This is a genomic window from Paenibacillus paridis (assembly GCF_006345825.1).
GTDB classification, from domain to species: domain Bacteria; phylum Bacillota; class Bacilli; order Paenibacillales; family Paenibacillaceae; genus Pristimantibacillus; species Pristimantibacillus paridis.
Genome location: NZ_VCIX01000087.1, coordinates 36,721 through 49,118, shown reverse-complemented (window position 1 = coordinate 49,118; position 12,398 = coordinate 36,721). Strand labels below are relative to the sequence as shown.

Here is a 12,398-nt window from a genome sequence, read left to right as displayed (position 1 = left end):
TAGATCTAACCAGTTCAATCTAAAACCCATTGTATCACATTGAATCATGAACGTTATGTTAATTAAGTTTACAAAACAAATGCATTCTATGTATAATTCATATTAGATTTATCAGGATATATCTAGATATAATACAGGAGGGAAACAAATGTTTAAAAAGATGAAGGGTTATATGTTTTTATGTGCTTTCGTTATTGTGGCGCTGGTAGCAGCAGGCTGTGGCAACGGACAAAATACGCAAGCTAACGAGAGCAATGCTGCACAAGCGACAGCGACAGCTACGGCTGAACCATCCGTGCAGCCGCTTGAATCGGTAGAGCTGACGATCTCGGCAGCAGCGAGCATGACCGATGCTCTGAAGGAAATTCAAACGGCCTACCAAACGATTCATCCCAATATAACGTTGAGCTTTAATTTCGGCGCATCCGGTGCGCTTCAGCAGCAAATTGAGCAGGGTGCGCCTGCCGATCTATTTTTGTCCGCTGCAGTAAAAAATATGACCGCGCTCATCGATAAAGAGCTTATCGACGCGAATCAGCAAGTGAATTTGCTTGCCAATGAGCTTGTGGTAGTTATCCCGACTGACGCGAAAACAGCCATCGAAAGCGTTAACGATTTGACGAAAGCAGAAGTAAAGACAGTTGCAATCGGCATTCCGGAGAGCGTGCCTGCCGGAAACTATGCCAAAGAAGCTTTGACTAGCGCAAATCTGTGGGATGCCCTGCAGTCGAAGTCGGTGCAAGCCAAAGACGTTAGGCAAGTGCTGCAATATGTAGAAACCGGAAATGCAGATGCCGGATTTGTTTATAAAACAGATGCGTTGACCTCTGAGCAGGTGAAAATTGCATTTACGGTGGATGCATCCTCCTACAAGGCTATTCAATATCCAATCGGCATCGTGAAAGCAACTAAGCACAGCAAGGAAGCGGAGGAGTTCTATACGTACTTGCAATCGCAAGAAGCATTGGACGTGTTCGTTAAGTATGGTTTCTCCGTTCCTAACTAATGATGGGTTTGTTAAGCGGCAATGAGTTTTGGTCACCGATTCAACTTTCGCTGCAAGTAGCTTTATTATCCAGCATCGTAGTGGTTATGGTTGGAGTGGCTATTGCCTGGTGGATGTCCCGCCGGTCCTTCAAAGGGAAGCTGGCACTAGAAACGGTGTTTATGCTGCCGCTAGTCTTGCCGCCAACGGTCGTCGGCTTTTTACTGCTCGTTATGCTGGGCCGCAGAAGCTGGGTTGGAGAGTTTATCGAGTGGTTATTTTCGGCGCCGATTATTTTTTCCTGGTGGGCTGCGGTCGTTGCTGCCATTGTCGTTTCATTTCCGCTGGTATACCAGACCATGAAGACCGGTTTTGCTTCCGTCGACCGAAATTTGGAGGATGCAGGACGTTCAATGGGCGCAAGCGAATGGCAGGTCTTCCGTCACATTACACTGCCGCTTGCTTACCGTTCGCTTAGCACCGCTTTTATTTTAGGCTTTGCTCGCGGCTTGGGAGAATTCGGTGCGACGTTAATGATTGCGGGCAACATTCCGGGCAAGACGCAGACGATTCCTACTGCCATTTATGTAGCGGTGGATTCCGGAAATCTCTCGATGGCTTGGGCTTGGACATGCGCCATTATTGTTATTTCATTTGTGTTGCTTCTGCTTACCGGGAGAAAAAGCTCGTAATCGAAGCTGACAGACGAGCTAATAAAGCTGCAAGTCAAACAAGCCTTCCCTCTAGTAAAGGGAGGGCTTGTTTCCGTGTTGGACGATGCTGTGCGATGTGATACGCTAGTGACAGGACTCATTTGGTCTCAAATTTATGAACGAAGGCGAGGAAAGCCAGCATGCTTCGACGACTACGGATAGGAGCATTGGCTGCTGTCTTCATTCTTGTCCTATATTTGCTGTATACGGCGTACAGTATCGTTTCGTTTGCAGACAAAAATGAACGGGTCCGATCTGATGCGGCCATTGTGCTCGGAGCAGCCGTTTGGGGAGAAGAGCCCTCGCCGGTATTAGCGGAGCGAATGAATCATGCCATATGGCTGTATAACAATGGCTATGTCGCCAAAATTATTGCAACAGGCGGTATTGGAGACGGAGATGCCATTTCTGAGGCCGAGGCCGCCAAGCGATATGCGGTGCAGAAGGGAATACCCGAAGTCGATGTTATCCTCGAGGTGGAGTCACGCATCACAGAGCAGAATCTGGAATATGCCTATGCAATTGCTCGGCAAAATCATCTCCGCACGTTAACGATTGTCAGCGATCCGCTTCATATGAAACGCGCGGTACACATGGCCAAGGATCTTGGCATGGAGGCTTATTCTTCACCAACCCAGACCTCTGTTTATCAGAGCATGAGAACCAAATTTCCTTTTTTGCTTAGAGAAATCTTCTTTATGGTCGGATATCAAGTCAAAATGTTGTTCTAATGGGTGAGGCTCTATGGTTGTGTTAATCGAGCAAAGAGAGCGTCACATTGACAGTGTTGTCGATAAATAAACGGTCGGGCTTTGCTTTCAACATAACCGTCAATCCGATTAATGAAACGACCAAAGCCTGCGCCAGTGCTACTGAACTCGTTCCCGGCTTAAGTTCTCCAGTAGAAATTCCCCGTTCAATGGTCTCTTGAAAGAGGGCAGATAAATAGAGCTGATGCTCCCTTGTCAGAATCTCGAATTTAGAATCATGCGGCGCCAGCTCAACCATCGTATTAATGCAAAAGCATCCCCGGCTAGGAGCATCCCCATTCTCCCTTTCCACTACGCCTTCAAAATAATCGCGAAACGATTGCTTCACGGACTGTTGTTTCAGTATCGCTCTAGCATCGGCAGCATGCTGCCGCGTATATTGGCGGAGCGCAGCTTCAAACAGCTGCTTCTTGTCGCCAAATGCAGCGTACAGGCTTGGCCGTTGAATGCCCATCTTGGCGGTTAGATCACTTAATGAGGCAGCTTCAAATCCCTTTTCCCAAAATAACTGCATTGCCGAATCTAAAGCCTTATGCTCATCAAACTCACGGGTTCGAGCCATAATGATATCCCCTTTTCATATCGATCGGTATGATATTATTTTACTTTTATTATGGTTAGTAAGTCAAATTGATTGACATATCGATGCGATTATTATATATTTCTTGTCATTATAAAGTACCGAATGGTACAGAATAAGAACAGGGAGTGAAGCATCATGTACGAGAGAAACGCAGACTTGGTTTTTACTGAAAAAGCTCCAGCGCTTTCCGGTTCTGCTTTATTGTTCATTGCAATTGCCAGCGGCTTAGCCGTAGCGAATATTTATTTTGCGCAGCCGCTCCTTGATACCATGGGCCGCACATTCGGAATCGCGCAAGCGAATATTGGGATGATCATAACGATAACCCAAATTTTTTATGCGCTGGGGCTGTTTTTTCTGGTGCCGCTTGGTGATTTGCTGAATCAACGCCGGCTTGCTGTCGGCATGTTATCCATTTCGGCCTTGGCATTGCTTACCGTAGGAATAGCCCCCTCCGTGATCGTAGTCATGATTGGTATGGCGTTCATTGGCTTGTTTGCCGTTGTTGCTCAGGTACTGGTGGCGTATACAGCAAGCTTGGCGGCCCCAGAAGACCGTGGCCGTGCGGTCGGGTTGGTCACTAGCGGAATCGTTATTGGCATTTTGCTGGCACGGACGATAGCCGGTTTGTTGACTGACCTTGCCGGATGGCGTTCCGTCTATTATTTTTCCGCCGTATTGACGATGCTGATGGCGGCAGCTATCTATAGGAAACTCCCCCGCCAAGCAGCGACGCAAAGAAGCATGGCTTACCCTCAGCTTCTTCGCTCCGTATGGCAGTTGTTCGTTCAAGAGCCGCTGCTCCGGGTTCGGGCAGTGCTCGCTTTGTTTATTTTTACCGTATTCAGCATACTATGGACCTCGATTGTACTGCCGTTAAGTGCGCCGCCGCTGTCGCTTTCTCATTCCTCCATTGGTTCGTTTGGCCTTGCAGGGGTGGCAGGGGCCCTTGCTGCTGTAAGGGCAGGGAAGCTTGCTGACCGCGGTCTAGGCCAAAGGACTACTGGAATCGCGCTTATTTTTTTGCTGCTCGCATGGGTCCCTCTAAGCTTCACGGAACAATCGCTCTGGGCACTCCTAATCGGCGTCATTGCGCTTGATTTTGCGGTTCAAGCGGTTCATGTGACCAATCAGTCTATGATTTTGAGCTTGCGTCCAGAATCGCGCAGCCGATTAACGGCTGGATATATGATCTTTTACTCCATTGGCAGCGCTATAGGATCCATCTCCTCTACCGTCGCCTACGCACATGCTGGCTGGAGGGGCGTCAGCCTCCTTGGTGCCTCGGTTAGTGCGGCAGGCTTGCTTTTCTGGACAGTGACGAGGCATATCGGATTTTCAAAGCGGAAATAAAAGATATAATGTTCCTATCATACCAAGACGAGTGAAATGAGGTTTAGATTTGACAGATAACAGGTTAGATGACATCGTGGCATGCATGGCTATTCATGACGGAGATGGTAGCATTCAACGGATCCAAACGGAGCATCGTTTGAAGCTTGCCGAGTACTGGGGGATAACGAAAGGCAGCCGAGTGCTGGAGATTGGCTGCGGACAGGGAGATACGACCGCTGTTTTAGCCTATTTAGCTGGAGAATCCGGGTTGGTAAAGGGGATCGACGTCGCTTCTCCGGATTATGGCGGGCCAATTACGCTTGGACAGGCTGCGGACCATTTGAAAAAGTCTAAGTTGGGGAAACAGGTCCAAATCCATTTCGAGGTTGATATTTTATCTCCGGAGGTAGATTTTGCTGATAAAGAATTTGACTTCATCGTCTTGTCGCACTGTTCCTGGTATTTCAAGTCCGCTCAGCAATTCGCTGAAACCTTGAAGAAATGCAGAAAGTGGGGCAAGCAGCTTGCTTTTGCCGAATGGGACGCCAGAATTACGAGAATGGAGCAGTATCCGCATTTATTGGCAATCCTGCTTCAGGCGCAGTACGAATGCTTTAAGGAAAACAGTCTCTCCAATGTTCGCACGCTGTTTACGGCAGACGATGTCAGGCAATTGGCCGAGGCGGCAGGCTGGAGGGTCACCCGCGAGAACTCGCTTGCTTCAGAAAAACTGCAGGACGGAGGCTGGGAAGTTGCCGGGTTCCTGCATGGCTATTATGAGGAGCTAGATAGTAGCGTTATGCCAGACAAGCTCAAATCGCTTATTGCATCCGAAGCATACTTGCTGAAAGAAGCGCTTAAGCATACACCCCATGTCAAATCGATGTCTACCTTTGCACTCGTTGCAAAAAACGAATGAGGTGAGGGAGGGATTGTGGCTTACAGCTAAAGCGTTGTCTGTTCAAATAGTGGGTTCGCAGTGAATGACTGGTTCTGCTTACTGACATTTGAGTATGCTCATTGGTAATGGCTCGTTGCTTGAATGAGGATGCGTGAGATGACTAAGAAACAATAAAAAACACGCCTAGCCAAGGCGTGTTTTTGGTTCCAAGCTGTTTTTTCTGGCACTGATGCCTAAGGCTGTGATGACGCTAAGCAAGGAAACGGCACCTGCTGCCCACCATACCGGGATATAGCTTTGGTATCCGCTATTCTCGGAAGCCATGGTCAGGACGATGACGAGCAGGCTTGTTCCGAGAACCGTACCGATCTGGCGGGACATATTGACTACCGCGCTTCCTGTGGAGGTCAAATGAGGCGCGAGGTCAGATGCAGCAGAGGAGATCATCGTGGGCAATGCGAGACCATAACCGATGCCGATCAGCATCCAACCTGGCAAAATAGATCCAGTAAAGCTGGAGGCGCTCCCCATGGCTGAGAGCATCAGAACAGGACCGATGCCAATGAGCAGCGCACCGGCAGCCGCGATGAAACCTGCGGGCATTCGCTTTGATAGGCGCTGGGCAAGGGCCGAGAACAGGAACACCATGCATGGGCCAGGAGCGATGGCCAGGCCAGTTTTTAGAGCAGACCAACCCCAAGCTTCCTGCAGAAACAAGATGACGGATAACAGTTCGATAGCAAAGGCTGCGGAAAGTAAACCTACCGATAAGTTGGACCAGACAAATACCCGGTTGCGCAAAAGGGACGGATCAATGATCGGTGCGGCATGGCGAGCAGAACGGATCACATAAAGCAGAATGGCAACGGCAGCAGCCGCAAAGCTGATTAGCGTTTCACTTGCAGCCCAGCCCCAGTCGGGCCCTTTGACTAGTCCTAAGGAAAGTGCTCCGATCGCTAGGATAAGCCACAGCCCGCCTAGCAAATCAGGGAAAACTGCGTCTTTGCGCTGCTGATTGGCGGGAAAGTATTTGACTGCGGCAAGGATAGCCAGCAGCCCGATCGGTAAATTGATGACGAATATCCAGCTCCAAGATACCTCCAGAAGCAGGCCGCCGATGACCGGTCCAAGGGCTGCCGCGAACGATCCGCTGGAAGCCCAGATCCGAACGGAGGAGGTGCGCCGTTCCGGCGGCATGGAGGCTAGGAGCAGTCCCAAGCTGCTCGGAGTTAATATAGCGGCGCCCACCGCTTGAATACACCGAAATAAAATGAGCATCCAGAGGCTGCCGCTAAGGGCTGCGCCAAGGCTTGCCGCGGTAAACAAAAACATTCCCGCTATAAAGCTGTTTTTCTGTCCAAGCCGGTCCGCCATTCGGCCCGCCGGTACAAGCAGCGCCGCAAAAAATATCGCATAGCCGTTTAGCACCCAGCTTAAGTCGGACAAGGAAGAATTGCCGATGGATTGACCGATATTGCTTAAAGCAACATTGACGATAAACAGATCAAGCCCCGACATGAAGACGGCTATGCAGGTAATGAATAAAATGATACCGGGACGTGTATTTGCAGGGACAATCGACTTAGTGTCTGCAGCAAAGGTTTGTTTTAGCATTGTTGATCAAGCTCCTTATCTAGGGCGAGCCCGTCAAAGTTCCTTAGCTTGAAACGGGTGTAGCTAAGGTTGCTGAGTTTGTTAAATTCGCCTAGTTTGTTAATTTTGTTAAGTTCGCCGAGCTCGCCTAGTTCCGTTGAAACTCCTGTAATTTGCCCTACTTTAACCATACGTATCGCTCCTAACTTAAAGTTACTTACTAGTAGATAAGTTTTAGTTGTGTTGATAGTCCCTACATACATACAATTAATTTACTAAGCTTACAGGTTTAACTCAGAAGAAACATCTGAATTCTATTTACCTTCGATTCCAATTACTCAATAAATTGCTGAATACTGATAAAAAGTAAAGGTGACAGCGGGGCAATGGCACAACCTGCTTGTATCTTCACGTATCTTTTTGAAACTCACAACTTCCCACAACCGCCAAAACCACCAAAACCACCAAAACCGCCAAAACCGCCAAAACCGCCAAAACCGCCAAAACCGCCAAAACCGCCAAAACCGCCAAAACCGCCAAAACCGCCAAAACCGCCACAACTGCTACAACATCTCAAAACTTCTCATTCTTCCTACTCACAATTGTTTAAGATTTATTTATTTTTATTTAAATGGAATTTATCCCTCTATTTTCATGATATCCAGCTTTTTTTGGCGATTAACAGGAATTTCTCCTGCTAATTCGAAGAAAATAACTGAGAATCAAGTATTTCGCCTTATATAACGGGAAAAATTCCATCTATTTCAATTCTCATTTGGATGAAGCTAGATTAGTGGGAGAAATTCCAGCTAATTCCTCGTAAGACGCCTTAAGCGATTAGAGGGAAGCAGGGATACTTTTGTGATTTGTGATTCTCAGCTTTGCTCTACAAACTTAAGCCAAGTCAACATAACTTGAAATTAAAAAGTATAGGAAAGACGAAGCGAGAAGCTTGTTCTATAGATACGAAGTATTCGCCTTTGCAGCCATATTCTTACCGTTACTAGTCTAATGAAATCAAACAGTCTGCCTATAATTGCTACCCTAAAGAATGATCTACTCACGCTACGAGTCAACAAGTTTCATGCTAATAGATGGCTGATTTTCTGCATGGAGTGAGGAAAACCTCTTCCAAGTACCCGTTGATATTGCAGCAACCCTTTGCTCAAAGCAAGAATAGCTATCGCTAATGCTTCGACATCCTCGGATTCATCCAATAAGCCTTGCTGCTTGAGCTCCGAGATGATTGTGCTTAGAATCGATAATTCAAGCTCACTAACTTCGCGAACTTTGTCCTGAAGCATTTCCGGCAACGATTCAAAATCCGACTGGAGGGACGAGATGGGGCAGATTTCATGACCGCCAAAACGGCTGGCACGATCCTTTACAAATCGCTTTAAGCGCTCTTCCAACGGAAAAGAAGAAAGGCTCTCTGAAAACTGTGTCAAATGATGAATCATTCGATCAGTGACGGCTAAACCTAGATCCTCCTTTTTCTCAAAATGATAATGAATGCTTGCTTTGGTAACGCCTAGCGGCTTGGATAAATCATCGTAGCTAATCGCGAGGTAACCTTTCTCACGAATCAGCTTGAGCGTCAGTTCCATTATTTCTTGTTTTCGATTTGTCATAGCTGAATATTAACTTACTAGTTAGTAAGTGTCAAGTCGCGAAAAAGGTGTTCTCTTACTCTAATGCGTCAAGTGACGAAGAAAGAGTTGTTCTCTTAACCTAATGTGTCAAGTCGCGAAAACTGTTCTCATATCCACATGCTATTCATTCTATTACGTTCCGAATGGAAGCAATCAAGAAAACAAGGCATTGCCGGAATATAATCTCCCAGCAATGCCCCGTTCACCAACCGATTATTTGACAAGTCCTTTTTCCTGCTTGAATTTCTCCCACTGCGCTTCGATTTCCTTCTCGATCTTCTCTTGTCCGGAGGCAATCAGCTTCTCGCGGTATTTCGGAAGCTCCTTGGCCGGATCGACGGAGCCTGATTCCAGAGCAGCTTGGTATTCATTGTTAACCGAAGTTACGTTCGCGGTTTCCGCTTTCATATTCTCTTCGTTTACGCCAAAGCCGCTCGTTGCTGGAACGAGTGCGCTGTCGTTGAGTGCGATCGTTCTCTCCCAAGTGTCAGAAGCCTGGCCAGGCTTCAGGTACGCATTGAATTGATTGCCGAATACCCAGTCGCCGTTTGGCGCATAACCGGAATCCTTGATCGGTTCAATATACAGATCATCGGTTTTGGTATAATGCTTGCCTTCAATGCCGTTGCAAATAAGGTTATACAAATATTTATCCGTGTTGAGCAAATTGATCAGCATTAATGTGCGTTCTGGATTTTTGGAGCCTTTGTTAATGACGTGCATCGCGCCGGAAATGCCGGTGAAGTAGCTGTCGGAAATCGGAGCATAAACGACTTCATTGCCGCCGTTAATCGCCATTTCGCCTGCTTCGCCGCCTGGTTTGGAGGTGAATTCAAGCCCGACCGCAACGTTTCCTTTACTCTTCAAATCATTGATATTTTGGATAATAGGCGCATCCTCGTTAATATAACCGGCTTGGTACCAGCTGCGCATCGTATCGAGATATTCTTTTTTATTGTCTAAAATTTGAAGGTTGCCGATGTACTTGAGGGACGGATCATCCTTGGCATAGCTCAGAGCAAGGCCTTCGCCGACAGTAGTCCGGTCGCTATATAAGCCCCAAGAGTTTTGCGCGAGTCCAAGCGGAATGATGCCGGGCTCGTTGTCCTTCAGGTTTTTTAGAAACGGCTCGATGTCTTTGTAAGATTGAATGGAATTCATGTCCAGGTTGTACTTTTCAACAAAACGTTTTTGGATAACTAGGCTCTTGGATTTGGCAGCTACTTGATAGATAGGAAAGCCGTATACTTTGCCGTCTACCGCGAGCATATCCGGCCAAAATTTATCCGGGATATTCGCACGTGCCTCAGGAGCGTATTCCGTGATCATATCTTCCGTGAGCTCAAGGTAGGCGCCGCGGTCGATATAAGGCTGATAATTGCCCAGCCAGCCCTTAGAGCTCCAAGCTAGGTCAAAATCTTCTCCGGCAGCAAGCATTGCATTCAGCTTCGGCTCATATTCGTCGAAAGTGAGCGGTTTCAAATCAACCGTTGCATTGATTTTTTCTTTTAAATATTTGTTGATTTCATCGTTGACGAGCTTCTGGTCCGGGCCTGGGTTGGCCGATACCGGATAGATGAAGGTCAGCTTCACTTCAGGCAGCGAAGGGGCTTCGCTTGCTTCGGCTTCCGGCGATTTCTCGGCTGCATTAGTTGGAGCATTAGAAGCATTTGGCGTATTGCCATTGTTGGAGCACGCTGCGAGCATCGCAAGGCATAAGGAAAGCACGAACAAATTGACCCATCTTGTTTTTTTCACGTTGAACCCTCCGTTTATGATGTTTTATATATGGCACAATAGTCGCTCCTTATCCTTTCAAGGAACCTACTGTAATACCCTTCACGAAATACTTTTGAAAGAAAGGAAAAATGATGAGCATCGGTCCGCCTGCAAGAATCGCCATTGCCATCCGGACCGATAAGGTAGGGAAATTAGCATAAGCAAGCTTGTCGGCGACCTGAGCCAGCGGCGAATTAGCCAAAAATTCGATTTGGGACAAAATACGGACAAGCAGCAATTGAAGCGGGATATATTTGTCGTTATCGATGAACAGCAGCGCGTAATACCATTCATTCCAATAGCCGAAAGCGATGAACAAGCCCAAGGTAGCAAGCGCAGGCGTTGCCAGCGGCAAAATAATGGTGAAGAAAATTCGGAATTCCTTCGCGCCGTCCACCTTTGCCGACTCGATGATTTCTTTTGAAATCTTGTCCAGGAAGCCCTTCATGATCATAATGTTAAAGGGGCTTAGCAGGGTCGGAATGATCAACGCGAGCAGCGAGTTCTTTAGGTGCAAATATTGCGTCATCATGATATAGAACGGTATTAGTCCCCCATTGAACAGCATGGTGAAGAAAATGTAGAACGTGATGGGGCGGTTATAACGAAAGTCCATCCTGGATATGGGATAAGCGGTCATCGCAGTCAAAAGCAAGGATATAAAGGTACCGATGACAGTGATCAGGATGGTGACCATATACCCTTTTAGCAGCGGATCGGGCTTCTGGAATACGATTCGGTAAGCCTCCACGCTCCACTCCTTGGGCAAGAACTGATAGCCGTCCTGCACAAGGCTGTTCTCAGAGGTCAAGGATATAATGACGACCAGAACGAAGGGCAGGGCGATAGCTAGGCATAAGGCGATTAAAAACACATTGATGAAACCATTCATCAGGTTAAAACCTTTTGTATTTGGCATATAAGAGCTCCTCCATTTTAAAACAGCGCATTATCCTTATCTGCTTTGCGTACAAGAAAGTTGGCGGATAGGACGGTTACGAGGCCGACCACTGATTGCAGGAAGCCGACAGCGGCTGCAGAGTTAATATCTCCGAGTTTGGTCAGTGCGCGATAGACATACGTATCAATGATATCGGTCGTCGGGAAGTTAGGTCCTACATTGTTCGGCACAAAATAATGAAGGCCGAAGTCGCCGCGGAAAATATTGCCGAGCCCGAGAATAAACAGAATAATGACCAGCGGCTTGAGCAGCGGGAGCGTAATGCGCCACATCATCTGAATGCGCGAAGCGCCGTCCAGCCGAGCTGCCTCATAATAATCCGTATTGATGCCGGTAATGCCGGCGTAATAGACGAGAGTTGAGAAACCAATACCCTTCCATAAAGCGACCAGCGGCAAAATAAAGATCCAAGGCGTCGTCTCCAAATACCATTTATGCGGTTCGAGTCCAAACCAGCCGATCATCGTATTTAGAAATCCTCCCTTATGGTCAAGGAAAGCATTCGTAATGTAACCGACAAGCACAAAAGAGATGAAGTAGGGCAGGAACATCGTCGTTTGATAAATTTTGATTAATTTTCCGCTGAGCTCATTGAGCAGAAGGGCGAGCAGCAAAGCTGCGACCGTGCCAAGCACAATATAGGTGATATTGTAAAGCAGGGTATTGCGGATGATGCGAACGGCGTCCTGGGCTTTGAACAAAAATTCAAAGTTGTTGAAGCCTACCCATTTGCTGCCGAAGATGCCTTGGTCATACCTGAAATACTTGAAGGCTAGTATCAGCCCGATCATAGGAATGTAGGCGATTACAAATTTGAATAACACACCCGGCGTTGCGAGCAGCAGCAGCTCGCGGTTCTTCTTTAGATGCTTCCATTCTTTGCTTAGCCAGCTCGGCTTAGGCGGCTGGCTCTCCGCCTGAATGCGAGTGGCTGCGGGCTCTGTCTTGGCCATTAATGATCTCCTCCATCTGAAACGTTCCTGTTCTGATGCCAATCATGCCATGAAGATATCGCGCTGGGTAGAATAGGTTTTGCGAATTACTGTATTGGAAAGGTGTACAAAATTCGATTTTGTGCATATTCAGGAGAAACCCAGGCATAGCAATGGCCCTTCGCCCACTGCAA

General features: G+C 47.4%; 13 protein-coding genes. 5 read left to right on the top strand and 8 right to left on the bottom strand.

Annotation, left to right across the window (positions count from 1 at the left end; translation table 11 throughout):
- Positions 1-148 precede the first annotated feature (148 nt).
- The 3 genes from modA (at position 149) to FJQ58_RS15740 (ending at position 2,429) form a co-directional block, all read left to right on the top strand.
- A complete protein-coding gene (gene modA / locus FJQ58_RS15750; protein ID WP_139995067.1) occupies positions 149-1,006 on the top strand; it encodes a molybdate ABC transporter substrate-binding protein in 858 nt (285 codons plus the stop codon).
- Positions 1,006-1,677 carry a molybdate ABC transporter permease subunit gene (gene modB / locus FJQ58_RS15745; protein ID WP_139995065.1) on the top strand — a complete coding sequence of 224 codons (672 nt, stop codon included), beginning with the start codon at positions 1,006-1,008 and terminating at the stop codon, positions 1,675-1,677. The genes modA and modB overlap by 1 nt, the downstream gene beginning before the upstream one ends.
- Before the next feature lie 161 nt (positions 1,678-1,838).
- Positions 1,839-2,429, top strand: a complete 591-nt coding sequence (locus tag FJQ58_RS15740) for a YdcF family protein (protein ID WP_139995063.1) — start codon at positions 1,839-1,841, stop codon at positions 2,427-2,429.
- A 22-nt stretch (positions 2,430-2,451) separates the two neighbouring features.
- Here the strand turns inward: FJQ58_RS15740 and FJQ58_RS15735 are convergent, their stop codons facing one another.
- On the bottom strand, positions 2,452-3,030 hold the full coding sequence (locus FJQ58_RS15735; RefSeq protein ID WP_139995061.1) for a TetR/AcrR family transcriptional regulator: 579 nt from the start codon (positions 3,028-3,030) through the stop codon (positions 2,452-2,454).
- A gap of 156 nt (positions 3,031-3,186) precedes the next feature.
- Here FJQ58_RS15735 and FJQ58_RS15730 point away from each other — a divergent pair, with 156 nt between their 5' ends.
- On the top strand, positions 3,187-4,404 hold the full coding sequence (locus FJQ58_RS15730) for an MFS transporter (RefSeq protein ID WP_139995059.1): 1,218 nt from the start codon (positions 3,187-3,189) through the stop codon (positions 4,402-4,404).
- Between the two features lie 49 nt (positions 4,405-4,453).
- A complete protein-coding gene (locus tag FJQ58_RS15725) occupies positions 4,454-5,305 on the top strand; it encodes a class I SAM-dependent methyltransferase (RefSeq protein ID WP_238404085.1) in 852 nt (283 codons plus the stop codon).
- A 165-nt stretch (positions 5,306-5,470) separates the two neighbouring features.
- On the opposite strand, the gene FJQ58_RS15720 is transcribed toward FJQ58_RS15725, so the two are convergent.
- The 7 genes from FJQ58_RS15720 to FJQ58_RS15700 form a co-directional block, all read right to left on the bottom strand.
- Positions 5,471-6,901: a DHA2 family efflux MFS transporter permease subunit gene (locus FJQ58_RS15720; protein WP_139995057.1), complete on the bottom strand. Its 1,431-nt coding sequence runs from the start codon at positions 6,899-6,901 to the stop codon at positions 5,471-5,473.
- Positions 6,895-7,071, bottom strand: a complete 177-nt coding sequence (locus FJQ58_RS32350) for a hypothetical protein (protein WP_162341509.1) — start codon at positions 7,069-7,071, stop codon at positions 6,895-6,897. Before FJQ58_RS32350 ends, FJQ58_RS15720 begins: the two co-directional genes overlap by 7 nt.
- A 236-nt stretch (positions 7,072-7,307) precedes the next feature.
- Positions 7,308-7,457: a hypothetical protein gene (locus FJQ58_RS32580; RefSeq protein ID WP_202915275.1), complete on the bottom strand. Its 150-nt coding sequence runs from the start codon at positions 7,455-7,457 to the stop codon at positions 7,308-7,310.
- A gap of 505 nt (positions 7,458-7,962) precedes the next feature.
- Positions 7,963-8,511, bottom strand: a complete 549-nt coding sequence (locus FJQ58_RS15715) for a TetR/AcrR family transcriptional regulator (protein WP_139995055.1) — start codon at positions 8,509-8,511, stop codon at positions 7,963-7,965.
- Between the two features lie 234 nt (positions 8,512-8,745).
- A complete protein-coding gene (locus tag FJQ58_RS15710; RefSeq protein WP_139995053.1) occupies positions 8,746-10,290 on the bottom strand; it encodes an ABC transporter substrate-binding protein in 1,545 nt (514 codons plus the stop codon).
- A 49-nt stretch (positions 10,291-10,339) separates the two neighbouring features.
- Positions 10,340-11,230: a carbohydrate ABC transporter permease gene (locus FJQ58_RS15705; RefSeq protein WP_139995051.1), complete on the bottom strand. Its 891-nt coding sequence runs from the start codon at positions 11,228-11,230 to the stop codon at positions 10,340-10,342.
- A gap of 17 nt (positions 11,231-11,247) precedes the next feature.
- The gene (locus FJQ58_RS15700) at positions 11,248-12,225 is read right to left on the bottom strand and encodes an ABC transporter permease (protein ID WP_139995049.1); all 978 of its coding nucleotides are present in this window, start codon (positions 12,223-12,225) and stop codon (positions 11,248-11,250) included.
- Positions 12,226-12,398: the final 173 nt, after the last annotated feature.